The 22,218-nt window shown below is 46.3% G+C and carries 26 protein-coding genes, 2 tRNA genes and 1 pseudogene; 17 read left to right on the forward strand and 12 right to left on the reverse strand.

Going from position 1 to position 22,218, the window contains the following annotated elements:
• Positions 1-30: 30 nt before the first annotated feature.
• The 6 genes from ACH0WD_RS00545 to pagD all read right to left on the reverse strand — a co-directional run bounded on the left by ACH0WD_RS00545 (position 31) and on the right by pagD (position 3,812).
• The gene (locus ACH0WD_RS00545; RefSeq protein ID WP_000787631.1) at positions 31-237 is read right to left on the reverse strand and encodes a hypothetical protein; all 207 of its coding nucleotides are present in this window, start codon (positions 235-237) and stop codon (positions 31-33) included.
• A 321-nt stretch (positions 238-558) separates the two neighbouring features.
• Positions 559-1,347, reverse strand: coding sequence for a hypothetical protein (locus ACH0WD_RS00550; RefSeq protein ID WP_001033389.1), 789 nt, complete (start codon positions 1,345-1,347; stop codon positions 559-561).
• 488 nt (positions 1,348-1,835) lie between these two features.
• The gene (gene msgA, locus ACH0WD_RS00555; RefSeq protein ID WP_000497451.1) at positions 1,836-2,075 is read right to left on the reverse strand and encodes a virulence protein MsgA; all 240 of its coding nucleotides are present in this window, start codon (positions 2,073-2,075) and stop codon (positions 1,836-1,838) included.
• Positions 2,076-2,265: 190 nt separating this feature from the next.
• The gene (locus ACH0WD_RS00560; RefSeq protein ID WP_001589112.1) at positions 2,266-2,787 is read right to left on the reverse strand and encodes an RICIN domain-containing protein; all 522 of its coding nucleotides are present in this window, start codon (positions 2,785-2,787) and stop codon (positions 2,266-2,268) included.
• Between the two features lie 417 nt (positions 2,788-3,204).
• The gene (gene cspF / locus ACH0WD_RS00565) at positions 3,205-3,417 is read right to left on the reverse strand and encodes a cold shock-like protein CspF (RefSeq protein ID WP_001537306.1); all 213 of its coding nucleotides are present in this window, start codon (positions 3,415-3,417) and stop codon (positions 3,205-3,207) included.
• A gap of 131 nt (positions 3,418-3,548) precedes the next feature.
• Positions 3,549-3,812, reverse strand: a complete 264-nt coding sequence (gene pagD / locus ACH0WD_RS00570) for a virulence protein PagD (protein ID WP_006497305.1) — start codon at positions 3,810-3,812, stop codon at positions 3,549-3,551.
• A gap of 807 nt (positions 3,813-4,619) precedes the next feature.
• On the opposite strand from pagD, the gene pagC reads away from it, so the two are divergent.
• Both pagC and ACH0WD_RS00580 read left to right on the forward strand, forming a co-directional pair.
• The gene (gene pagC, locus ACH0WD_RS00575) at positions 4,620-5,177 is read left to right on the forward strand and encodes a virulence membrane protein PagC (protein ID WP_000789472.1); all 558 of its coding nucleotides are present in this window, start codon (positions 4,620-4,622) and stop codon (positions 5,175-5,177) included.
• Positions 5,178-5,582: 405 nt separating this feature from the next.
• Positions 5,583-5,659: transfer RNA gene (locus tag ACH0WD_RS00580), tRNA-Arg, on the forward strand.
• Positions 5,660-6,412: 753 nt separating this feature from the next.
• Here the strand turns inward: ACH0WD_RS00580 and ACH0WD_RS00585 are convergent.
• Positions 6,413-6,757, reverse strand: coding sequence for a c-type lysozyme inhibitor (locus ACH0WD_RS00585; RefSeq protein WP_000977722.1), 345 nt, complete (start codon positions 6,755-6,757; stop codon positions 6,413-6,415).
• 377 nt (positions 6,758-7,134) lie between these two features.
• Here ACH0WD_RS00585 and ACH0WD_RS00590 point away from each other — a divergent pair, with 377 nt between their 5' ends.
• From ACH0WD_RS00590 to ACH0WD_RS00605, 4 genes are all read left to right on the forward strand, one after another.
• Complete coding sequence (locus tag ACH0WD_RS00590) at positions 7,135-7,260, forward strand: hypothetical protein (RefSeq protein WP_000758944.1); 126 nt, start codon at positions 7,135-7,137, stop codon at positions 7,258-7,260.
• A gap of 199 nt (positions 7,261-7,459) precedes the next feature.
• Positions 7,460-7,687, forward strand: a complete 228-nt coding sequence (locus ACH0WD_RS00595) for a hypothetical protein (protein ID WP_077905755.1) — start codon at positions 7,460-7,462, stop codon at positions 7,685-7,687.
• Positions 7,688-7,884: 197 nt separating this feature from the next.
• Complete coding sequence (locus ACH0WD_RS00600) at positions 7,885-8,352, forward strand: Hsp20 family protein (protein WP_001218118.1); 468 nt, start codon at positions 7,885-7,887, stop codon at positions 8,350-8,352.
• 338 nt (positions 8,353-8,690) lie between these two features.
• Positions 8,691-9,734, forward strand: a complete 1,044-nt coding sequence (locus ACH0WD_RS00605) for an exo-alpha-sialidase (RefSeq protein WP_000780158.1) — start codon at positions 8,691-8,693, stop codon at positions 9,732-9,734.
• Positions 9,735-9,816: 82 nt separating this feature from the next.
• On the opposite strand, the gene ACH0WD_RS00610 is transcribed toward ACH0WD_RS00605, so the two are convergent.
• Complete coding sequence (locus ACH0WD_RS00610; protein ID WP_000929972.1) at positions 9,817-10,347, reverse strand: cytochrome b; 531 nt, start codon at positions 10,345-10,347, stop codon at positions 9,817-9,819.
• Between the two features lie 148 nt (positions 10,348-10,495).
• Positions 10,496-10,810 (reverse strand): TRL-like family protein, encoded by a 315-nt coding sequence (locus ACH0WD_RS00615; protein WP_000182479.1) that lies wholly within the window; start codon positions 10,808-10,810, stop codon positions 10,496-10,498.
• A 681-nt stretch (positions 10,811-11,491) separates the two neighbouring features.
• Between ACH0WD_RS00615 and ACH0WD_RS00620 the strand changes: the two genes are divergently transcribed.
• From ACH0WD_RS00620 to ACH0WD_RS00640, 5 genes are read left to right on the forward strand one after another with little or no spacing between them, the layout of a single operon-like run.
• A complete protein-coding gene (locus tag ACH0WD_RS00620) occupies positions 11,492-13,126 on the forward strand; it encodes an ABC transporter substrate-binding protein (RefSeq protein ID WP_000946099.1) in 1,635 nt (544 codons plus the stop codon).
• Positions 13,126-14,100 (forward strand): ABC transporter permease, encoded by a 975-nt coding sequence (locus ACH0WD_RS00625; protein ID WP_001520270.1) that lies wholly within the window; start codon positions 13,126-13,128, stop codon positions 14,098-14,100. The genes ACH0WD_RS00620 and ACH0WD_RS00625 overlap by 1 nt, the downstream gene beginning before the upstream one ends.
• A complete protein-coding gene (locus ACH0WD_RS00630; protein ID WP_000966636.1) occupies positions 14,090-14,902 on the forward strand; it encodes an ABC transporter permease in 813 nt (270 codons plus the stop codon). Before ACH0WD_RS00625 ends, ACH0WD_RS00630 begins: the two co-directional genes overlap by 11 nt.
• The gene (locus tag ACH0WD_RS00635; protein WP_000950205.1) at positions 14,896-15,693 is read left to right on the forward strand and encodes an ATP-binding cassette domain-containing protein; all 798 of its coding nucleotides are present in this window, start codon (positions 14,896-14,898) and stop codon (positions 15,691-15,693) included. Before ACH0WD_RS00630 ends, ACH0WD_RS00635 begins: the two co-directional genes overlap by 7 nt.
• Complete coding sequence (locus ACH0WD_RS00640) at positions 15,687-16,277, forward strand: ATP-binding cassette domain-containing protein (RefSeq protein WP_000947454.1); 591 nt, start codon at positions 15,687-15,689, stop codon at positions 16,275-16,277. Before ACH0WD_RS00635 ends, ACH0WD_RS00640 begins: the two co-directional genes overlap by 7 nt.
• Before the next feature lie 81 nt (positions 16,278-16,358).
• Here the strand turns inward: ACH0WD_RS00640 and ACH0WD_RS00645 are convergent, their stop codons facing one another.
• Complete coding sequence (locus ACH0WD_RS00645; protein ID WP_000456065.1) at positions 16,359-17,492, reverse strand: mechanosensitive ion channel family protein; 1,134 nt, start codon at positions 17,490-17,492, stop codon at positions 16,359-16,361.
• 193 nt (positions 17,493-17,685) lie between these two features.
• Here ACH0WD_RS00645 and ACH0WD_RS00650 point away from each other — a divergent pair, with 193 nt between their 5' ends.
• The 6 genes from ACH0WD_RS00650 (at position 17,686) to ACH0WD_RS00675 (ending at position 21,408) form a co-directional block, all read left to right on the forward strand.
• The gene (locus ACH0WD_RS00650) at positions 17,686-18,012 is read left to right on the forward strand and encodes a four-helix bundle copper-binding protein (protein ID WP_001183699.1); all 327 of its coding nucleotides are present in this window, start codon (positions 17,686-17,688) and stop codon (positions 18,010-18,012) included.
• 8 nt (positions 18,013-18,020) lie between these two features.
• A tRNA-Arg gene (locus ACH0WD_RS00655) sits at positions 18,021-18,097 on the forward strand.
• A 111-nt stretch (positions 18,098-18,208) separates the two neighbouring features.
• Complete coding sequence (gene zinT / locus ACH0WD_RS00660; RefSeq protein WP_001537483.1) at positions 18,209-18,856, forward strand: metal-binding protein ZinT; 648 nt, start codon at positions 18,209-18,211, stop codon at positions 18,854-18,856.
• Positions 18,857-18,964: 108 nt separating this feature from the next.
• Positions 18,965-19,753 carry a cryptic aminoglycoside nucleotidyltransferase ANT(3'')/ANT(9) gene (aadA, locus tag ACH0WD_RS00665; RefSeq protein WP_000175801.1) on the forward strand — a complete coding sequence of 263 codons (789 nt, stop codon included), beginning with the start codon at positions 18,965-18,967 and terminating at the stop codon, positions 19,751-19,753.
• 144 nt (positions 19,754-19,897) lie between these two features.
• On the forward strand, positions 19,898-20,491 hold the full coding sequence (locus ACH0WD_RS00670) for a helix-turn-helix transcriptional regulator (protein ID WP_001738208.1): 594 nt from the start codon (positions 19,898-19,900) through the stop codon (positions 20,489-20,491).
• A gap of 68 nt (positions 20,492-20,559) precedes the next feature.
• A complete protein-coding gene (locus ACH0WD_RS00675; RefSeq protein WP_000190266.1) occupies positions 20,560-21,408 on the forward strand; it encodes a MerR family transcriptional regulator in 849 nt (282 codons plus the stop codon).
• Between the two features lie 254 nt (positions 21,409-21,662).
• Here the strand turns inward: ACH0WD_RS00675 and ACH0WD_RS00680 are convergent, their stop codons facing one another.
• Positions 21,663-21,911: a biofilm/acid-resistance regulator YmgB/AriR gene (locus tag ACH0WD_RS00680; protein WP_000208086.1), complete on the reverse strand. Its 249-nt coding sequence runs from the start codon at positions 21,909-21,911 to the stop codon at positions 21,663-21,665.
• A gap of 79 nt (positions 21,912-21,990) precedes the next feature.
• Positions 21,991-22,145 (reverse strand): annotated as a pseudogene (locus ACH0WD_RS00685) (hypothetical protein).
• Positions 22,146-22,218: the final 73 nt, after the last annotated feature.

Genomic DNA, 22,218 nt, shown 5'->3' on the forward strand with positions numbered 1-22,218 from the left:
TTTGTACCTCAAAACAGTAATTTTCAATACTTATTTGAATATTTTTTTTATGATTTTTTCACGAAATGAGTAAAAAACAAAATGAAGAATGATATAAATAATTAATGCAATAAAAAATGATATCACACCAATTGATGGTCCTGTTTTGTATACGAATAACATGCATAAAAATATAGCAAATAGATCAAGGGAAATATTCGTGATGAAATCAGTAATTATTTTGAAAAAATTCTTCATATTACCTCTTTAAAATATCTATTTTATTCGTCATTTTTAGGTCGGGCAGTGCTCGAAATTCTCACGTACAACGTATACGCTCCGGTTTCTGCGCGCTGCCCGGCTTTACACTGGCTCCAACAAGTACGCCCGCTGGACCAGGTTCCTGGCGTCACATAACGTCACCTGTTTATCCACAAAAGGCTCAATAAATAAACATTTTGAGCACGAAAAATTACAGTGTCAGAGAATGAAATGGCGATTCGCTGTCTTCAGGCAGTGCTTTAGTACCTGGCACGCGTTCTTTCGCGCTATAATTTTTATCAATGTTTGTATCGCCTACTATTTTTTAAATGTCTGCTGTATTTCGTTCATCTTTTCAGCTGCTTTTTTACGCTGACTTTCAGTGTCTTTTCTCGATTGTTCAACAAGTTGCTGTGCTTTTTCGGCTTCTTTTTTGGGGTCGAAAGGTTCTTTGGTCTCATATCCGGCAATAGAACCATCCTTATTTAAGGTCATTACCGCACGTGCTGTATTTTTAGCAGTAATGGTAATGTCATAGACGAATTCGCCATTATGAGCTATCTCTGCTCGTACAACGATATCGCTATCTTCCGTAACGGAAATGATGCCACTGGCGTTAGCGCGTTTAATTGTTTCCTTAATACGCTCTGGTATAATGCTGAAATTGATCGAGTCGAATTTGAATAAAGCTTCTTTTAGTGCTTCTTGTTTTTGCTCCTCTGTTATAGTGCCAAAGATGGTTAAGTTGACAGGCGAAGGTCCCCCCCAGTAGCCGTTGTTAAATTTAAACATCTCTACTTTAGCAGGGGTGTTAACGCTCTGTCGAATGAATGAATACCCGCCCTTGAAGAAACGGACTTCAATAATCGCAAGATTGGCTCCACCTTTTGCGTTGATATTGGCAATAGCTTTTTGCATTTCGGCTTTGTCGTAAAAGAACATTGATTGCTGGTGCTCTTTTTGCTGGATTTCTTGCATGTATTTCTCTTGATTTTTTTCAGCTTCCGCCATGGCATCTTTATCGTTATCACAGGCGCTAATTAGAGTTGCCGCGATGAAGGTAATCGGAAGTAAGAGATTTTTATATGTAACATGTATTTTATTCATGTGAAGTATTTCCCTTTTTTATATAAAATAGATGCCTTGACTGGTCGAGACTATCCTGGAAACATAGTAATAATGCGTGTGCATATCTGCAGTAAGTTTTAGTTATGCTGGTTTTATTTCGGATTTTTACCTGTTACTTTATGTTCGTAAATAGGTATTTTACGTATTGATGATAAGTTTAGAACCTATCCCAGTAGGCGTAATCGTTAAAGCCAGTTTGGCGATTAAAAGAGTCTAATGGGATAGGCTCTTAATAAACAAAAAAACCAAACGTACTTTCAGAGTTCAGGCTGGAATGCGCATAGCTGATTGTTGATAAGGGCTACTCATACCGACAGGCCAGTGAAGCGATGAATGTCGGTTCCACATATCGGTCTGAGATATCAACAACAACATGTTCTGAGTGGTGGCGTTTGCGTTATATCGTCACAGACAGCGCCTCAGGGCGCTGTTTTCGATCGGACATGTCGCTTTCGCAGGAGGGGGCGTTATTCGGCGACCAGCCACATATCAGCCTCTTCAAACATCTCTTCCAGCATACGGTGCAGCCGTTCTTTCTCGGTTTTTGTACAGTCACTGTTTAATGCGTTCGCCTGCATTGGCTTAACTTTCACTTGCGCATCGGGAAAAAGTTGATGCACGCGTTTTGTGAGTTCATTGAGGATGATTTCGCGTGCGCCTGGCAAACCTTCAACATTTCGCTTGTCATAAACGAGTTCGACGAACATCGCCATTTCCTTTTTACTGGTTGGATGACCAGTATTTAAGCTGGGTATATAACTGGTGTCAAGGTTTAGCCGCCGTTTTGTCATCCTGACGTTGCGGGCGTAAAGTAAATTGACCGCACGTGGAAGTAAAGGTCGCTAACCTGTTGTCGTGTCATGAGGTTAGCGGCTCTCTCTTCACAGCGGTGTCCTGCTACCTGATGGTAAATTCCAGGGCGCGACTAAAATCGCAATCGGCCAACACAACAGGGTCGCCTTTTCTGACAATAATGCTATTTGTGCCCAGGCATTTTCGGCTCTGTTTCCCCTTAATTTTGTTATCATCAGTGAGCCAGCGCTGGTTATCATTACCCGTGCATGAATAAAGAATGATTGGCGTGCCTTCTTTCGTACCCTGTCCTGCAGCATCCAGACATTTCTCACCCTGCATGATTCTGTCTCGGTGAAATGAGAAAAGCTGAGATTGCACATGCTTACACTCCCGCAGCGTCAAACGATTCTGTTGATCTGAACCTGTATCAAGGCACAGACCATCAGTTGTCCGAATTTGTTCCGCGTCATTTATGTAATAACCACCGGAATTAATTTGGTTTTGTGTAATGACCGGGAACGACAAATTAATACTATAAGGTGCGGGTAAGCCGTTCGTCGTACATCCACATAAAATAGAGGAGAGGCAGAGAACCAGTGTGGTTTTTCCTGAAAGCAAAGTCATTCAATTATTACCCTAAAAATAAATAGCGTTACAACTATATTGGCGATTTATACCCACTGAATATGACGTAGCATTGAGCGACAATAGAGATAATTCCGATAGAATCACATAAATACTTCGGTTAAATGCGCGCAGCCAGCCACTCCTGTGACGATGGGTATATAGAGTTAAATACTTTTGCAATATTAGATGCTATCACAGTGAAAAACGGCTGTACATTTCTTCACGTTAAACAAAGTGAGAAGGGGGGGACACCCGATATATGATAAAAGAGGTCACAGGAGTCATTAGCAAAATAAATCCTTTAGATTTTCGCCACTGAAAACATTCTGCAGCCTTTCAGGCAAAGCCTCATAGCACAGACAGCGGAGGTATACGGGCTCGCTAAATTTTTCTGAAAAAATGCCGAGTGACGAATTATGAAAGATAAACGTTGGCGGCGGTAGGTCCGCGGAGGCCATTAATACGACAAAACTCAACGCGTATACCGGGGATAAGCGCTTCTGTTTCGTGTTGGCGACATGCTGAAATGTGGACCTGAACATCTTTGCGTCCATCGGAGGGGGTGATGAGACCTTTACCGCTCTTACAATCAAAGGTTTTGACAATTCCTGTCATTTTACGAGACAAACAAATTCCTTAATGGGGATAACGGGGCGCACTATACACGTCAGGAAAAATAATGCCAGCTATATTTGATGGCAATCAAGATTTCCGGATGGCTAAAAGTGGTCGTTCGGCACCATTGTAGATAAATAACATTATGTTCTGGAGAAAGTATTCCCTTTCCTGGCGTCGTTGGTTGGTGCGGACATCATGGGTTTTGCCGTCGGGCAGGATGGTGAACTAATCTGCCTGGCTTGCTTTTTATCGGTATTTGTAGGTGGTTGCGGGGTTTTACTACCAAAATCGTAGATGAAAATATCCCATGATGCCTGTTGTAAACCAGAACAATGGTCTGAACTGGCCAAAACATGGAATGAAAAAATAAGTAATGTCCAAAGCATAAAAGCATGATGTTTCATAGCACCTCCTGTTATATGTAATGACTTGTGAAGTTCATCTAATGAATTATGGAACGTCATTGGCATTTTTTATTCAACGAAGAGTTAACCACTCTTAATAATAATGGGTTTTATAGCGAAATAGACTTTTTTATCGCGTGTTCAATATTTGCGTCCGTTATTATTTTTCTGGAATGTAAATTTTCTCTCAACACAGGTGATATTTATGTTGGAATTGTGGTGTTGATTCTATTCTTATAACAAGAAATGTTGTAACTGATAGACATATTAAAAGATTAAATCGGAGCGGGAATAAATCGTGTTAAGCATCATTGTGAATATGATTACAGCGCCTGCGATGGCATATAACGGTATTGTGGCTGAAGCGTCACGTGAGGACTGTGAAGCACAATGCGATATGTTCTGGTTATATGGTGAGTTTGCTTAATGACATGTTTTTAGCCGATCGGTGTCAGGTCTCTTAATGTGGTTGTGATGTTTTTTTCTTTAAATATCAAAGAGTTGTATGGTGAGCTTGTTGTTCTATAGTGGCTAAACACTTTATGGTTTCTGTTAAATATATATGCGTGAGAAAAATTAGCATTCAAATCTATAAAAGTTAGATGACATTGTAGAACCGGTTACCTTAATGAGCGATAGAGCGCTTTGGTAGTAAAAATATCTTTCAGGAAGTAAACGCATCAGGAGCGATAGCGGTGAATTATTCGTGGTTTTGTCGATTCGGCATAGTGGCGATAACTGAATGCCGGATCGGTACTGCAGGTGTTTAAACACACCGTAAATAATAAGTAGTATTAAGGAGTTGTTATGAAAAATATTATTTTATCCACTTTAGTTATTACTACAAGCGTTTTGGTTGTAAATGTTGCACAGGCCGATACTAACGCCTTTTCCGTGGGGTATGCACAAAGTAAAGTTCAGGATTTCAAAAATATCCGAGGGGTAAATGTGAAATACCGTTATGAGGATGACTCTCCGGTAAGTTTTATTTCCTCGCTAAGTTACTTATATGGAGACAGCCAGGCTTCCGGGTCTATTGAGCCTGAAGGTATTCATTACCATGACAAGTTTGAGGTGAAGTACGGCTCTTTTATGGTTGGGCCAGCCTATCGATTGTCTGACAATTTTTCGTTATACGCGCTGGCGGGTGTCGGCACGGTAAAGGCGACGTTTAAAGAACATTCCACTCAGGATGGCGATTCTTTTTCTAACAAAATTTCCTCAAGGAAAACGGGATTTGCCTGGGGCGCGGGTGTACAGATGAATCCGCTGGAGAATATCGTCGTTGATGTTGGGTATGAAGGAAGCAACATCTCCTCTACAAAAATAAACGGCTTCAACGTCGGGGTTGGATACCGTTTCTGAAAAGCATAAGCTATGCGGAAGGTTCGCCTTCCGCACCGCCAGTCAATAAAACAGGGCTTCTTTACCAGTGACACGTACCTGCCTGTTTTTTCTCTCTTCGTCATACTCTCTTCGTCATAGTGACGCTGTACATAACATCTCACCAGCATAAGCACAGATAAAGGATTGTGGTAAGCAATCAAGGTTGTTCAGGTAGGTGATAAGCAGGAAGGAAAATCTGGTGTAAATAACGCCAGATCTCACAAGATTCACTCTGAAAAATTTTCCTGGAATTAATCACAATGTCATCAAGATTTTGTGACCGCCTTCGCATATTGTACCTGCCGCTGAACGACTACTGAAAAGTAGCAAGGTATGTATTTTATCCAGGAGAGCACCTTTTTTGCGCCTGGCAGAAGTCCCCAGCCGCCACTAGCTCAGCTGGATAGAGCATCAACCTCCTAAGTTGATGGTGCGAGGTTCGAGGCCTCGGTGGCGGTCCAATGTGGTTATCGTATAATGTTATTACCTCAGTGTCAGGCTGATGATGTGGGTTCGACTCCCACTAACCACTTCAGTTTTGAATAAGTATTGTCTCGAACCCTGTTACAGAATAATTTCATTTATTACGTGACAAGATAGTCATTTATAAAAAATGCACAAAAATGTTATTGTCTTTTATTACTTGTGAGTTGTAGATTTTTCTTATGCGGTGAATCCCCCTTTGCGGCGGGGCGTCCAGTCAAATAGTTAATGTTCCTCGCGAACCATATTGACTGTGGTATGGTTCACCGGGAGGCACCCGGCACCGCAATTTTTTATAAAATGAAATTCACACCCTATGGTTCAGAGCGGTGTCTTTTTACATCAGGTGGGCAAGCATAATGCAGGTTAACGTGAAAGATACGATCAATAGCAGAAACCAGTGATTTCGTTTATGGCCTGGGGATTTAACCGCGCCAGAGCGTATGCAAGACCCTGGCGCGGTTGGCCGGTGATCGTTCAATAGTGCGAATATGAATGGTTACCAGCCGCTGCGAATTCTACCTGGGTCACTTAATAAAGCAAAACATTTAAACGCTCAACAACGACAATTCAGACAGTTCGAACTTTTCTTTAAAAATAGGATTAACCATGTTCAAAAGTGGTTACTAATTAGCCATTATACTATGGTAGTGATTCACATATTCTTTAACGTTACGTTACAGAAAGGTTGAAGTGGAAATGCCTGATGAGCCTTCAGGCATTTCTTAAGGTTAGTTAGCTAAGGAACAGTTACTGAGAACAGGTTTATCATCACCTTCCACCAGTTCAGCCGTTTTGCCTTTGGTATAAAGTTTATAAGTATAATTTTTGTCTATGGCTTCGTAATTTGCTCCGGAGGCCATTTTCATTAACCGCATCGGGATCATCTCGTTTACCTGACTGATAATCGCATAGGCGTTTCCAGCCTCGGTGTTGACGTAAATCACCTCCATAACCTGGTTATCATTACAGGTGTATATAGATTTAGAAATCTCCTGCGAAGCTGCTATAGATGTGGAACTGGCGCTAAGCGCAGCGAGAAAGAGGGTAAATGGGATCAATTTACGTTTCATCATTAGTATCCTTTGTGCATAAAATTGTCGTTAATTCCCTGAAGAACGGGAGATAAGGCGGCATCAATACGATGAATGCTATAGTATTCCTGTTTACTGACGAAAAGTGCGCCAGAAAAGCGTATTATAATTTATCCATCACTGGCATATGTGATGAGTAGACAAATCTTAAAATCATAAACTATAGGCTGCAAATCATTATGGTGCGATAGAAAATGATTGTCACCACTGCTCAATACTATGGCATAAAAACCGAAGAAAACGGTACTGTTCACTGTCTCGTTTCATACGGTATCTGTCAGTGAAACTATTTCTTCAAATGATGGTCTTTTTATTATCGATCAGATAATGGCATCAACAGGGGTTATTCAGGAGTATATGTGAAAAAGTGGCTTATAGGAGGGATATTGATCGCAAGTTTTCTGACCGGTTGTCTGATGTGGCACAACATTGATAAATGGTTTAATAAAGATATCGAATTTTTCTACGCCGGAGACGATGACTAAAATTCCTGTCAGTTGGCAACGGGTGTCATATCTTCAGGTACGGCGCCCGGAGTAGCCGGGCGCAAATTGTAGGTGTATAAAAGTCATTTCATTAAAATTTTAGCGACAACATGGACAGTCACTACCGCGTGCTAGCGGCCCTCTGAAGTCACAAGATGAATAAGCCAGTTTTTTGTTTCAGCGGTGACTGAAACATATTTTGTTCCTGGTGGGCTTACCGCCAGTTGCTGAAAAAGACAACGATGATGTAACTGTTGCAGAGATTGACGAATACGACGACCGTGAATTTTATTTTTGGCGACCATATTTCCTCCCAAAAGGCCGCCCGAAGGCGGCGCTGGGTTTGATAATGGAGAAGGGCGTTGGTCACTGCCATAACCAACCTGTATACACTAATGCAATTGATAATCATTATCAATTCTGCTGATGAAGAAAAATTGTAAAGATGAAGGGACAGCGGAAATGGCAATGAACGGGATGAGACTTTTCGTTAACTACTTAAATTCGTGACTAAAAAAAGGCTTTTATAGACTTGAAAATGTTTTTTCCGTCCCTATGTAGTCAGTGGACAAGCAATGCTTGCCTTGATGTTGAACTTTTGAATAGTGATTCAGGAGGTTAATGATGGCACTCAGAACCTTGTCAGCACTTCCCGTGTTTGCTGATTCTCTTTTCTCTGACCGTTTCAACCGTATTGATAGACTTTTCAGTCAATTAACAGGAGATACGCCAGTCGCTGCGACGCCAGCTTACGATCTGCAAAAGCGCGATGCGAATAACTATCTGCTTACCGTGAGCGTTCCTGGCTGGAAAGAGGAAGAGCTTGAAATTGAAACGGTTGGCGGCAACCTGAATATTACGGGTAAACACACTGAAGAGACGGTAGAGGATCAGACGCACTGGATTTATCGTGGTATTCGTAAGGCGGACTTCCAGTTGAGTTTTTCTTTGCCTGAACATGCTAAGGTGAATAATGCGAAACTGGAACAGGGCCTCTTGTTGGTCGAGATTTACCAGGAGATCCCTGAAAGCGAGAAACCGAAAAAAATTGCCATAGAAAGCAAACCAAAGGCGATTGAACACAAATCATAATCGCGTTAATGAAGGCCCGTTTAGACGGGCCTTCATTGCCTGTAGCGAAAAGTATCCCGTCATGCTTGTAGGCACAGATCGCTAAATATTATAGCCCTGACCTCTATATTATCCCGTGCCACTGACCTCGTCGCCATTGGACGGCGGTAAGTTGGAATTATCCGCGAGGTCAGTCCAATTTTTGTCCACTCTCGACATTCTGCCTGTTATGGGCGCGATACCTGAATATAAATTCGTATAGCGGTTGATCGTTTTCACCGCGTTGATGCCATTTCTGCTAACACTACTTTCATACGTAAAAAAGCTGATGCTTTTTACCTTATTTAATAGAGGCAGGTATGAAATTAGTGCTCGTCAATCGGCAGGTCATTTTACCGGAAAGCGGAACCGAGTCCTTCCAGTGCCATGCCTCTACGCTTGTTCGCTTACCGTGCGGTACGCTCGTGGCCGCATGGTTCGCGGGGTTGCGCGAAGGAAGCGAAGATACAGCCATCTGGCTATCTCGCTATGAACATAATATCTGGACAACACCGCAGCGAGTGGCGGCACGCGAGGGGGAAGCGCACTGGAATCCGGTGTTATTTTACCCGTCGGATAAATTGTGGTTATTTTATAAAGTAGGCAGCGACGTACACGTGTGGAAAACCTGGTTTATCACCTCCAGCGATCGAGGATTTACCTGGAGTACGCCAGCTCCGTTGGTTAACGATGATATTTTGCCGCGCGGTCCCGTAAAAAATAAACTCCTGCTGGCATCAAATGGCGCCTGGATTGCGCCAGGGTCGATTGAAAGTCCTGAACGGTGGAGGGCATTTGTGGATCGATCCTCTGACGAAGGAAAACACTGGAATATCTCTTTTGTTCCGCTGGAGCCTGATAACGCTATTTCCGGGACAAACGTAGCGTTGTGGGATGGTGTAAAAAAGGGGATGTTGTGGGAATGTTGTCTGGAAAACCTCCTGCGCTGGGATGGCGTTATTCAGCCTACGCTGTGGGAGTCTTCTCCGGGGCATATCCATATGTTGTTACGAAGCACACGCGGGGCAATTTTTCGCAGTGATTCAATCGACTATGGCGCTACCTGGTCTGTTGCCCGCGCGACATCTTTACCGAATAATAATAGTGGTATCGATCTGGTTAGTATGCAGGACGGTACGCTGATTCTTGCGTTAAATCCGGTCAACGGCAACTGGGGAAAGCGCTATCCGCTTTCACTGATTGCTTCCCAGGATAATGGCGAATCATGGCTACCGCTACTGGACCTGGAAAGTGACCACGGTGAGTATTCTTATCCCGCTATTATTAGCGAGGGCGGCGTCGTACATATCACCTACACGTGGAACCGGAAAAATATCGTATATTGTCGATTACAAACGGTATAAGGCGCTATCAGTCGAAACCGATAGCGCTGGAATAATAATGCCTTGCCCGGCGTGCTCTCTCACGTCGGGATGGCCGAAATAGTCATGATTTACCGGGTAACATCCTTGAAAATGTATCGTCTTTTTGTATGTAATGGTGAAACAACGCCGCTGCTGCATGCATGGCAATCAGGAAATAGCCGATATTGGCCAGCATTTCATGAATACGCTTTATATCCGATTTTAGGGTGCTATCTGGCGTCAAAAATACCGGTACAGTAAAACCAAAAAAGCCCCAGCTTTTCCCGCCTGACGCCATCATCGCGACGCCCAGCAGCGGCAAGGCGAGAAAAGTGAGATAAAGCGCGATATGCATTAATTTAGCGGCTACGTGCTGCCAGTGAGGAGGGGGAGGCGTAATGACCGGATCCGGGTATTTGTGTTTAAGATATAACCGTAAAAACATCAGCGCCCAGACCAGAACGCCCATGTCATAGTGCATGTCTTTCATAAACAGGTAAACGCTGGAGCCTTTTGGCGCCCACCCCCGTAACTCAATAGCCGCATATGCGATGCCTGTCAGGAGCAGTGTTAACCAGTGAAGCGTTATTTGCAGTCTTGAGAAATGTGCCATTATTATTATCCTTTATTAACAACTGCTTGTAGGGTATGCGTAAAATCTTAACAGAACCTTAAAGCGGGGGCTGAGTCGCAAGGAACAGACAGAGATAGCGGCACGTAAAATGGGATAAAAAGCCGGCGGCATCGCCGGCTTACTGTTGTTATTGTCCTCTTACGACAACACAGGTTTTACCATAAAACGGATATGAGCCTGTAGTTTCATAATCAACACTCGACACTAAAGAAATATCGCCCGCTTTTTTCGCTGAATCAATAGATGCGTCGCCGGTATTTACAATACCCAATACCGTTTGCGCACACGCTTTACCGGTTTTGGTTGCCGGGAGACTCGTGGCAGTAATTGGCCCTTTAACATCCGTATATAAGCCAATCCCTGTCGGTGATGGTCCTGTAGCACACCCCGTTAAAAGAGAACCAATAAAGATAATTGAAAAAATGTGTTTTTTATTTGTCATGGGATTAGTCCATTATAAATTAATAGAAAACTTACCGTTCGAAAATGTCCGGACAGTCATTTAAAAAGTGGTGTATATTAAATATGCGATATTACTCTTTGCACCCTCCTGTTGATGTCGTACCTGATGGACAAATATCCGTTGAAGCCGGATATATTCCCCATGCCGTGTTTTTATAACTTGCGCATCCTGTCAGCAATGAGAACAGTACGGCTAAAAAAATCATCACGAGCCCTGGCGGCGTTAACATTTTTCGGTTGGACTCCATAGCATGTCATTTCATCGGGTTGCCATATGACTGGCGTTCTGCTGGTAAGTTTCATTAACGCCCGGTTCGTTTAATATTGGTTTAGGTTTAAAGCCAGGAAGCGCTAATTACGATACCTTCTTACGTTTCAGTACTGACTAATAACGTTGAGAAAATGAACAGCGTCGGATGGGAAGACGTAATACAGAATAGAAAGGAAATAAGAGAATAAGATGGCGTTAATTGACCCGGTATTCCTGGCGTCATTTCCCTTGCGTTTTATCCCCGTCAAAAGCGGCCTTTAGCCCACGTTGGCGCTCCCGACGTTTGTGCGTATGATGTTTTTAAAAGATCGTCATACTTTCTGTTCTGCGTCAATTTTTTCATTACAAATGCTCGCCATAATGCCGTCCTCAGGAGGTCTCCCGACGTTTATGCTGCGCCGGGAGAAACAAAAACAACGTATAATCTGGGGTAAACTGATGATTAAAGGCAAACTGGCGCTCATAACGTGCGCGATGGCTCTGGCATTCACCTCGCCGCTTTTCGCCGCGTCGGACACGGCAGATGGCCATACCTTAAAGCTGGCCATTGGCCCTGAGCCAACGGAAGGATTTGATCCTATGCTGGGCTGGAGCCACGGCAGTTACTTATTGCTTCATGCGCCGTTGCTCAAGCAAAACGCCGATATGAGTTGGGGTAATTTACTGACGGAAAAAGTGGACACCAGCCCCGATGGTAAAACCTGGATACTGACCTTAAAACCCGATCTGAAATTCTCCGATGGCTCGCCATTAACTGCCGAAGATGTCGTTTTTACATATAACAAAGCGGCGAAGAGCGGCGGTAAAATTGACATGGGCAACTTTAGTCATGCGCGAGCGCTGGATGCGCGCCGAATTGAGATGACGCTGAGCCATCCGCAGAGCACCTTTGTGAATGTATTAGGATCGTTAGGGATTGTTCCGGCCAGCCGTTATGATGAAAAAACGTTCGCCCGTGAACCGATAGGCGCCGGTCCATACCGACTGGTCAGCTTTCAGCCGGGTCAGCAACTGATCGTTGAAGCTAATCCCTGGTATGCGGGTAAAAAGAATGACTTTAACCGACTGGTTTTTGTCTTTCTGGATGAAGATAATGCTTATGCTGCCGCGCGCAGCGGACAGTTGGGACTGGTGCGCATTGCCCCTTCTATGGCGGTGGCCCCGCAGCAGGATAATCTTAAACTCTGGGTACGCGATAGCGTTGAAAACCGGGGCATTGTCTTCCCGATGGTGCCTGCCGGTAAAAAGGATGCTAACGGTTATCCTGTCGGCAACGATGTGACCGCTGATGTCGCTATCAGACGCGCAATTAACTATGCCATTAATCGTAAGCAACTGGCGGAACAGGTGATGGAAGGCCATGCGATACCCGCCTATAGCGCGGTGCAGGGATTGCCGTGGCAAAATCCTTCAGTGATATTCAGCGATGGCGATATTGCAAAAGCGCGCGCCATCCTGGAAGAGGCTGGCTGGAAGATAAACAGTGCGGGCGTGCGTGAAAAAGCAGGTAAAGAAGCGCGTCTGACCTTATGGTATGCCAGTGGCGACAGCACCCGACGGGATCTGGCCGAGGCGGTGCGCGCCATGTTGCAGCCTTTAGGCATTGTCGTCTCGTTGCAATCGGGAAGCTGGGAAACTGTAGAGCGTCATATGCACGCTAACCCTACGCTGTTTGGCTGGGGAAGTCTGGACCCGATGGAACTCTTCCATCACTACAGTGGGAAAGCCGCTGGTGTGGAATATTATAACCCGGGCTATTACAGCAACCCTGCGGTAGAAGCACATCTGAAACAGGCTATAGATGCGCCTGACTGGCAAAAGGCGATTCCTTTCTGGCAGCAGGTTGAGTGGGATGGGAAGCAGGGCGCGGGCGTTCAGGGCGATGCGGCATGGGCATGGCTGCTTAATATTCAGCATACCTATCTGGCCAACCCCTGTATTGATCTGGGAAAAGGCGCGCCAGAAATCCACGGTAGCTGGTCGGTGTTAAACAATCTTGATGACTGGACCTGGACCTGTCGGTGATGAAATTGTTCTTCAGTCATTTTTTGCGGCTGATTATTCTGTTGGTGCTGGTGGCTGCCGGCACCTTCATTTTGCTTAGCTTTTCGCCCGTTGATCCTATCCGTGCTTATATTGGCAACGATCTGCTCCATGTTCCGCCAGAACAATATGCGCGGATTGCGGCGCGCTGGGGGCTTGACCAGCCGCTGTGGGAGCGTTTCGGTCACTGGTTTTGGCGTCTGCTCCAGGGTGACATGGGGTATTCCATGCTGTTCAACATGCCTGTCGCCAGCGTGATCCGGGAACGTTTTGCGACGTCATTCGCGCTGCTGGCAGGCGCCTGGCTATTGTCTGGTGTGCTGGGCGTGACATTGGGTTTTCTGGCCGGACGTTTTCTCCACCGCTGGCCGGATAAGATGATTTGCCGTATCAGCTACTTATTGTCATCGTTGCCCACTTTCTGGATAGCAATGCTGCTGCTGGCGCTGTTTGCCGTCCGCTGGCCGGTATTACCTGTTTGTTGCGCCTGGGACCCCGGAAATAATGCAGGAACAGCTCTTTTATCGGAACGTTTACGCCATCTTGTGTTGCCGGTATGTGCGTTAAGTCTGTTGGGCATGGGGCAAATTGCGCTGCATACGCGAGAAAAAATAGCCAGCGTAATGAAGAGCGAATTTATTCGTTTTGCGCGCGCTCAGGGGGATAAAGGATGGTCGCTGTTACGTCACCAGGTGTTACGTCATGCGATTACCCCAGCGCTCTGCTTACAGTTTGCTTCTCTGGGCGAACTGATGGGGGGGGCGTTACTGGCAGAAAAAGTCTTTGCGTATCCGGGGCTGGGACAGGCCACTATCGATGCCGGCCTGCGTGGCGATGTCCCGCTACTCATGGGGATCGTTTTATTCTGTACGCTATTAGTGTTTGCCGGAAATACGATTTCAGCCTGGCTTGTGGTGGTGCTTAATCGATCGCTGGAGCGTCCCGATGCTCTATAATCCTGCCCCGACGTTGTTTCGTCTGATCCTCTCCGTTACCTGTCTGCTGTTTATTGCCGGATACGGTTATGCCACGTTGAGCCAGCCGCCAGAGGTTAATCTGCTTGCCCGGCATCTGTCGCCTGATATCCAGCACTGGTTTGGCACCGATAATCTGGGGCGTGATGTATGGCTTCGTTGCTTTCAGGGGGCCTTCACCAGTTTACAAATTGGCGTTGGCGCTGCGCTGTGCAGCGGCGTTATCGCGCTAGTGATGGCGGCAGCGGCGCGCATTCATCCCCGGCTGGACCTCCTGATGCGGCTGATAACCGATGCCATGCTCGCCATGCCGCATTTACTTTTGCTGATCCTTATCTGTTTTACGCTCGGCGGCGGTAAAAGCGGCGTCATTGCGGCCGTAGCGTTAACGCACTGGCCCCGTCTGGCGCTGATTCTGCGCGCCGACGCGGAGCGGGTAGCGCAGAGTGACTACCTGACATTGACCTATCGTCTGGGGCATGGACACCTTTATTGCTGGCGATATCACTATTTTCCGGCGCTATTGCCGCAATGGTTGACGGGAACGTTATTGATGTTTCCTCATGCGGTATTGCACAGCGCGGCGTTAAGTTTTCTGGGGTTTGGGCTGGCGCCGCATGAGCCTTCGCTGGGGCTGTTGCTGGCGGATGCGTTACGGTTTATTAGCCATGGAAACTGGTGGCTGGTGCTGTTTCCCGGCCTAATGTTATTCACGCTGGTGATGCTCTTCGATCAGTTTGCGCGCGCCATTCAGCGGCTGTGGCTAAGGAGTGACGTATGCTGAGTTTACAACAGGTTACGCTGGAAAGTGCGCGTTATCGCTGGTATGGCGCGAGACGCTGGTCGCCGTTATTACAGAATGTCTCTTTTGATATCGCGCCCGGCGAAATGGTGGCATTGGTTGGCGGCAGCGGGGAGGGCAAAAGTCTGCTGCTGCAATGTCTGCTCGATCTGCTGCCGGAAAATTTACGCTTTCGGGGGGAGATTACGCTTGATGGCAACCGGCTGGACAGACATACCATCAGGCAGCTTAGGGGCAATACGTTTAGCTACGTGCCGCAGGGGGTACAGGCGCTTAATCCCATGCTGAATATCAGAAAACATTTGAACAGAGCATGTCATCTGACCGGACGCGCCTGGGATGAGACGCAAATGGTACAGCTATTACAGCAAAGCGATCTTGCACCGACAGTCCTGGAACGCTTTCCCCGCCAGCTCTCCGGTGGGATGGCTAAACGAATTCTGGCGTGCCACGCCTCGCTTAGCCAGGCACGTTATATTCTCGCGGATGAGATCACCGCCTGGCTTGATACGGCGCTGGCAAACCAGTTGCTTGAGCACTTGCGAGGTCTCTGCGAGCGGGGATGCGGCGTGCTGTGGGTGACTCATGACCTGCTGCTGGCGGCGCGGTATGCCGATCGCATTGTGGCGCTGCATCAGGGTTATATCACGGACAATATCCGCTGCGAGCAGTTACAGCCGGAAGAGATGAGTGAGCCGTTAAAACGGCAATGGCAGGCATTGCCTGAACTAAACCCGTTATTTATGCCGACCGGAGAGGGAATAGAATGCTAAGCTGCCGCGACCTCGTTATTCGTCAGGGCGGGAAAGTCTTATGGCAGAACCTGACGTTTACGATTTCTGCCGGTGAACGGGTAGGAATTCATGCGCCAAGCGGAACGGGGAAAACAACGTTGGGGCGCGTCCTGGCCGGATGGCAAAAGCCGACGGCGGGCGACGTTCTGCTGGACGGCAGCCCGTTACCCCTGCATCAGTATTGTCCGGTACAGCTTGTTCCCCAGCATCCTGAACTGACGTTTAATCCCTGGCGAAGCGCCGGAGACGCTGTGCGTGATGCCTGGCAGCCTGACCTGGAAACGATGAGGCGTTTGCATGTGCAGCCCGAGTGGCTGACGCGTCGGCCAATGCAGCTCTCAGGCGGGGAGTTGGCGCGTATTGCGATACTGCGCGCGCTTGACCCACGAACGCGTTTTCTGATTGCCGACGAAATGACGGCGCAACTCGATCCGTCTATTCAAAAAGCGATATGGGGATACGTGCTTGAGGTGTGCCGCAGCCGTTCATTAGGGATGTTGGTGATTAGTCATCAGTCTGCGCTACTTGATCAAGTCTGTACCCGCCATTTACAGGTGGAATAGCCGCAAGTCGTTTCTCCGCATTGCCGTGTCGCCGTTAACGCACCGGGAACCCATGGGTTCCCGGTATTGTCGGCAGAGATTTTACTGCATGACGCGTTTATCTGCGTTTTTTGCATCAGCGGTATTACTGTAGTCCCTGGTCTCTTCAACCTGTACAGGGGCTCTAACGACCAGACTTGGCAGCGCCAGTTCGATATCATTCTCAATGAGTTTTTCAATAATACGGATATTTATCTCTTGCTGAATATCCATGTATTTATTGTAATCCGCGGTATTGACGATATGCACCACCTCATAGGTCAGCCGATCCTGACCAAAGGCCAGTAGATGGGCGCGGTCGAATTGTGTTTCGCCGACATCGGTAATAATCTTTTTCACCATATCGCCGATGAGGCGTAACTTTTCCGGCGGTGTCGCAGTGGCGACGCCAAAAGTAAACACGATACGACGCGTTTGCATTCGCTTATAGTTATGTATGGTTTGCTGCAACAACTGCGCGTTCGCACAAACGATCTGTTCGCCGCTGAGGCTACGGATGCGAGTGGTTTTCAAACCGATATGTTCAATCGTACCGGCTACATCATTAAAGACGACGAAATCGCCGATCTCGAAGGGCTTATCGAAACCAATCGACAGCGAAGCGAAGACATCGCTCAGAACGGTTTGTACCGCCAGGGCAATAGCAATACCGCCCACGCCGAGGCTGGCTACCAGTGCGGTAATATCCACGCCGACGTTCGCCAGGATGGAGAGCAACATCATAGACCAGACGAGCACGCGCAAAATCATACCAAGAATGACTAACGTCACCGGGTTTTTATTGGAGCCTGGGGCATACAGTAAATGACGCATCCATGACTGTACGCCCTGATCAAGCCAAATCGCCATTTGAATCGCAACCACTAAAAACCAGGCGTGAGAGAGGGTAGAGAATAACCGGTCGGGCAGGGCGACAAAGCGCAGGCTAAAGAGAAATGCGGCAAAAAAGATTAGCATCTTACTGGTCTTTTTCAGCATCTCGAAAACAATAGGCCGCAGCCGCCCATGAGCATCATCCTTTTTATCCGGGCGTTGTAGCGCTTTATAGACCACATTAAGTAGCCAGTTGATGAGCCAGTAAGTAATAAGGGTGACGAAAAAAACGACCGCCAGATTGATCCAGAACGTCGTTGACATCAGCATCGCAACGATATTTAGTCGTGCTAAATACTCCATTTTACCTCCGATGAAAAGCAGATGAACATTACAGTATAGACGTCACATCACGGAGGCCGATTTCCGGCTTTACTATTGCTGTTTTATTCAGCACTTTTGTTCAAAAAGTATGAAAAAGAGGGGTAGCCGTTTGGCTATCCCGGCGTTTCTGTGCAGACTTATCTACTCCTCTTAATAAAATAAGGAGTCATTTATGCAACAAGAACATCGTGAGTGTATTGAGCAGTGTTATGAATGCGCGGCGGCGTGTGATATCTGCGCCTCTTCTTGTCTGCGTGAAGATAACGTCGAAATGATGAAGCACTGCATCCAGTTAGATATGCAATGTGCGGCCATTTGTCGCCTGGCGGCGCAATTTATGGCATTGGAAAGCGAGTACTCACAAAAATTATGCCGCCTGTGCGCGGATATCTGCAAAGCCTGCGCCGAAGAGTGTGCAAGGCACGATCACGACCATTGCCAGAATTGCGCGCGGGCATGCAGCCAATGTGCAGACGCCTGCCTTAAAATGGCCGCGTAATTTTTCTTCCGCCATTAGCTCAACCGGATAGAGCATAGAGCTTCTACCTCTAAGGTTCGGGGTTCAATTCCTCGATGGCGGACCAGTTGATATCAAAAAAGGCCACCTGCGCGGTGGCCGCTGAGTTTCTGTTGAAATAAATGCAATGTTATAATATAACAATCATCTTTCTAAGAAAGATGAGGGTAACGTTTTGGTGATTCATTTAAAAAAACTGACAATGCTTCTGGGAATGCTGTTGGTAAATAGTCCTGCCTTCGCGCATGGTCATCATGCTCATGGCGCGCCGATGACGGAGGTTGAGCAAAAAGCGGCAGCGGGTGTGTTTGATGACGCTAATGTACGCGATCGCGCGCTCACCGACTGGGATGGTATGTGGCAATCCGTCTATCCTTATCTGGTCAGCGGCGAGCTGGACCCTGTCTTCAGGCAAAAGGCGAAGAAAGACCCGGAGAAAACGTTTGAGGATATTAAAGCGTATTATCGCAAAGGATACGCGACGAATGTTGAGACGATCGGCATTGAAAATGGCGTTATAGAATTCCATCGCGACAATAACGTTGCATCCTGTAAATACAATTATGCCGGCTATAAAATTCTGACTTACGCATCGGGTAAAAAAGGGGTGCGCTACCTGTTCGAATGTAAAGATGCGAATAGCAAAGCGCCTAAATATGTTCAGTTTAGCGATCATATCATTGCCCCGCGCAAATCGGCGCACTTCCATATCTTTATGGGAAATACCTCGCAGCAGGCATTGCTGCAAGAGATGGAAAACTGGCCTACCTATTATCCTTATCAGTTAAAGGCGAATGAGGTCGTTGACGAAATGCTACATCATTAAGTCTGATTGCAATGTTAAAAGCTCGCTATGAATAGCGAGCTTTTTTTCTGCCGTTATGCCATATTTCTGGCAATCAATATAAAAAATACCTGCGCCCCCGGAGCGATGATGACGCTGTCCATACCGCCCTCGATTCAATGCCAAACGGAAGCGGCATGTCGCCTGATTACTCGTGTCACAGGCGATACGTTGCGTGCTATTCATTTATATGGTTCCGCTGTCGCGGGCGGTCTGAAGCCAAACAGCGACATTGATCTGCTGGTGACAATATGCCAGCCGCTGACGGAGGCCCAACGCGCAACGCTGATGCAGGAATTGCTGGCGCTTTCATCGCCGCCGGGGGCGTCGGCAGAAAAACGCGCTCTGGAGGTCACTGTCGTGCTTTATTCGCAGCTGGTTCCCTGGTGTTTTCCACCTTCCAGGGAAATGCAATTTGGCGAGTGGCTAAGAGAGGACATTTGTCAGGGGATTTATGAACCAGCGCAGCAGGACTGGGACATTGTGTTACTGATAACCCAAATTCTGGAAACCAGTATACCGCTAAAGGGCGAACGCGCGGAACGGCTGTTCACGCCAGCCCCTGTGGCGCAGTTGCTGAAGGCCTTGCGTTATCCCCTCGACCTTTGGCAATCCACGGCAGATGTGCAGGGAGATGAGTATCATATTGTTTTAACCCTGGCGCGTATCTGGTACACCCTTTCTACCGGGAGATTTACCTCTAAGGATGCGGCGGCTGACTGGCTGTTACCTCAGTTGCCGGAAGATTATGCTGCTACGTTGCGTGCGGCGCAGCGTGAATATTTAGGTCTGGAGCAGCAGGACTGGCATATTTTGCTGCCTGCGGTCGTACGCTTTGTGGATTTTGCCAAAGCGCACATCCCCACGCAGTTCACATAAGATGCCCCAGGACGTCTGTCAGGTTGCGCAAACGGCGTTCCTCAACTACTACTTAATAGGTTCTCATCGCTGAAGTAAGCAGATGATCTTATGCGGGCCATCGAATGGATATTCCCACATGGCTCTCGTTTTGTTGAGGTGGATATGACTGGTTCCGCATCATCTGTTTTAAAGACAGATACAAGACTATTGAGCGAAAACCTGTTTCTTAATTATGGTCTGGAGTCCTTATTTAAGGACGTCGCAATAATAGCTGGCAACGTAAATTATATTATTTTTGATATCGACGATTACTACACCGTACAGCAGTATATTACTTCCACATTTAAAACGGTACTCATTGGAATTGTTACCCATAATGAATATAACTTTATTGATGAACATCATGTCATATATCGAATAAAGGTCGATGCCTCTATTGCTGAGTGGCGTGAGTTACTGATTTTGGCCGCTGCTGGTCAATTTTTCCCCAGGTCAGAGAAAGTCAGATTAACCGCGAATGAAAGAAATGTTTTGGCGATGCTTGTTAAAGGAATGGATATCCGACAAATAAGCTGTGAGCTGAATGTACATTTAAAAACTATTTACTCAGTACGCTACCATGTTCTGACTAAATTAGGTTGTAGAACAGTTCTGGATTATCAAATACTGTCCGTCTCTAAAGCCTTTACGCACTGGCTTACAATAAATAATGTTGATAATGTAATTTCCCGTGTAAATAGTAAGGTCATTGCTTAATAATGATTTGCTTCTGATGGCGTTTAGGTTCACTATGCTTTCTTACATCATCATGAGGCCAGACAGGCATGGCTACTTTTAGTATTAGCGCAATGGCGGCGCAGTGTGGTGTCACAACAGCAAATATCAGGTCCTGGGAACGCTATGGCCTGCTTCAACCTACCAAAGATGAAGCTGGCAATCGTTTTTATTGCATAGAAGATGCTATCAGAATACAGCATATTATCGACGCGTTAAGCAAAGGCTTCTCATTAAAAGAGATTAAACCTGCCCTCTATGGTGAAGAAACGCATTGCCGCTCGGGATGGTTATTCTACCAGGAAGAGATTTTAGCGCAGTGTAGAAAATTCGAACCCGCCAAATTGCGAAAATTACTCTGGCGTTATGGTCGGGAAATTCCGCCGTGTATCGTCATTGAGTCAATACTGCGTCCTTTACGGCTGTGGTTGTCCGCAGGCGATGATGATGCACGCCGATTTGAAAAGGCATTACTGGATACTGCGATTATTGAATACGCCACGTTCCAGCTAAGTAGCGTACGAAAGGCGCCAGCAGGCACAATGCTTATTGCTGCGTTTTCGCTGAACGACCCCATTGAGCTATGGCTGGAAACGATTAAATATTGTAGTGAAGGTATGCGAGTTGAAGTCATCCCCTGGCAGGCGCCGATGCCCAATCTTTTATCAACGTCTTTCGAGCATATTGTTCTGTGGCATGATGAGACATTAACTCCCGCGCAGGAAAATCTTATTCAGGCTTTAAAAGAATCGGGTAAATTTAGTCTTCATGTGAAAAATGGTTCAGGTTTAACATTACTGCCAGCCGTATACCGGCAGCATGAGATGCCAGAAAGCATGCAGCATGTTGCACCGCAAATCCATGCAAACGGCTACGAAAAATCAGGCACCGCACGTTGAGGCATCTGCATTATTAACGAACAGGGGAGGAGTAACCCCCTCCCTTGTTTATACCCTTCATACTTCAAGTGGCTTATGTGTTGGCTACGGATTACTCGGCCCATCCATGGGCCTCGCCCTGACGGGCCGTCGCTCGCGACGTTCACATCTGCTCCCGGCAGATTTGTCGTTCACCCCAGTCACATAGTTATCTATGCTCCTGGGGACTGACTCCCTTGCCGCCTTTAAGCAACTCGAATTATTTTGGGTATATATTAGATGTCGTCAGGTGTCTGAAACAAAACGGCTTCTAAGGCATTACGGTAAATATCAAGCTGCACTACGTCTTTTTCTGTTTCCAGTTTTTCAATAAGTTTGGCGATGATATCCTTATTTGAGACATGCTGCTGCGATTGCAATAGTTCGTAAGTAATTTCCTGAATAGCTCGCTGTTCACATAACATATGTGCAGAAAAAGGATTGCCAGTACTATTTTGTTCGTTGACTAGTGTAATGGTAGTCATATTTCACCATATTCGATGTAAATTGAAGCCGATCTCCCTGAGCGGGGGGAGAGAAATTAGTGACCTATTAAAATTAGACCTATATCATAAAACCGTAATAAAAAATCATAAAAACGTGATGTGCATCACATTTGTGTGATTTGTTGTATATTTTATACACTTTAAGTGAAGGTGAAGATTCCGTAGAATCAACGGCCTGTTCTTTTTATCACTCCAGTTTAAACGAATAAGCATTAATACCAATCTGTAATAATTACTTAATGTTATCTTAATAAAGGTAAATTACTGTCAGGCCTCCGTAAAAGGA

It is taken from the genome of Salmonella sp. 2020_1395 (assembly GCF_043848115.1).
In the GTDB taxonomy this organism is placed as follows: Bacteria; Pseudomonadota; Gammaproteobacteria; order Enterobacterales; family Enterobacteriaceae; genus Salmonella; species Salmonella enterica.

Excerpts from the sequence above, each read along its gene's own strand:
- msgA (WP_000497451.1), bottom strand. The coding sequence starts at position 2,075 with ATGTTCGTCGAACTCGTTTATGACAAGCGAAATGTTGAAGGTTTGCCA.
- ACH0WD_RS00675 (WP_000190266.1), top strand. The coding sequence starts at position 20,560 with ATGGCTACTTTTAGTATTAGCGCAATGGCGGCGCAGTGTGGTGTCACA.
- ACH0WD_RS00600 (WP_001218118.1), top strand. The coding sequence starts at position 7,885 with ATGGCACTCAGAACCTTGTCAGCACTTCCCGTGTTTGCTGATTCTCTT.
- ACH0WD_RS00615 (WP_000182479.1), bottom strand. The coding sequence starts at position 10,810 with ATGACAAATAAAAAACACATTTTTTCAATTATCTTTATTGGTTCTCTT.
- ACH0WD_RS00630 (WP_000966636.1), top strand. The coding sequence starts at position 14,090 with ATGCTCTATAATCCTGCCCCGACGTTGTTTCGTCTGATCCTCTCCGTT.
- ACH0WD_RS00650 (WP_001183699.1), top strand. The coding sequence starts at position 17,686 with ATGCAACAAGAACATCGTGAGTGTATTGAGCAGTGTTATGAATGCGCG.
- ACH0WD_RS00560 (WP_001589112.1), bottom strand. The coding sequence starts at position 2,787 with ATGACTTTGCTTTCAGGAAAAACCACACTGGTTCTCTGCCTCTCCTCT.
- ACH0WD_RS00635 (WP_000950205.1), top strand. The coding sequence starts at position 14,896 with ATGCTGAGTTTACAACAGGTTACGCTGGAAAGTGCGCGTTATCGCTGG.
- ACH0WD_RS00625 (WP_001520270.1), top strand. The coding sequence starts at position 13,126 with ATGAAATTGTTCTTCAGTCATTTTTTGCGGCTGATTATTCTGTTGGTG.
- ACH0WD_RS00645 (WP_000456065.1), bottom strand. The coding sequence starts at position 17,492 with ATGGAGTATTTAGCACGACTAAATATCGTTGCGATGCTGATGTCAACG.
- ACH0WD_RS00610 (WP_000929972.1), bottom strand. The coding sequence starts at position 10,347 with ATGGCACATTTCTCAAGACTGCAAATAACGCTTCACTGGTTAACACTG.
- ACH0WD_RS00620 (WP_000946099.1), top strand. The coding sequence starts at position 11,492 with ATGCTGCGCCGGGAGAAACAAAAACAACGTATAATCTGGGGTAAACTG.
- ACH0WD_RS00670 (WP_001738208.1), top strand. The coding sequence starts at position 19,898 with ATGACTGGTTCCGCATCATCTGTTTTAAAGACAGATACAAGACTATTG.
- aadA (WP_000175801.1), top strand. The coding sequence starts at position 18,965 with ATGACGCTGTCCATACCGCCCTCGATTCAATGCCAAACGGAAGCGGCA.
- ACH0WD_RS00545 (WP_000787631.1), bottom strand. The coding sequence starts at position 237 with ATGAAGAATTTTTTCAAAATAATTACTGATTTCATCACGAATATTTCC.
- ACH0WD_RS00640 (WP_000947454.1), top strand. The coding sequence starts at position 15,687 with ATGCTAAGCTGCCGCGACCTCGTTATTCGTCAGGGCGGGAAAGTCTTA.
- ACH0WD_RS00605 (WP_000780158.1), top strand. The coding sequence starts at position 8,691 with ATGAAATTAGTGCTCGTCAATCGGCAGGTCATTTTACCGGAAAGCGGA.
- pagC (WP_000789472.1), top strand. The coding sequence starts at position 4,620 with ATGAAAAATATTATTTTATCCACTTTAGTTATTACTACAAGCGTTTTG.
- ACH0WD_RS00585 (WP_000977722.1), bottom strand. The coding sequence starts at position 6,757 with ATGATGAAACGTAAATTGATCCCATTTACCCTCTTTCTCGCTGCGCTT.
- ACH0WD_RS00550 (WP_001033389.1), bottom strand. The coding sequence starts at position 1,347 with ATGAATAAAATACATGTTACATATAAAAATCTCTTACTTCCGATTACC.
- ACH0WD_RS00680 (WP_000208086.1), bottom strand. The coding sequence starts at position 21,911 with ATGACTACCATTACACTAGTCAACGAACAAAATAGTACTGGCAATCCT.
- pagD (WP_006497305.1), bottom strand. The coding sequence starts at position 3,812 with ATGAAACATCATGCTTTTATGCTTTGGACATTACTTATTTTTTCATTC.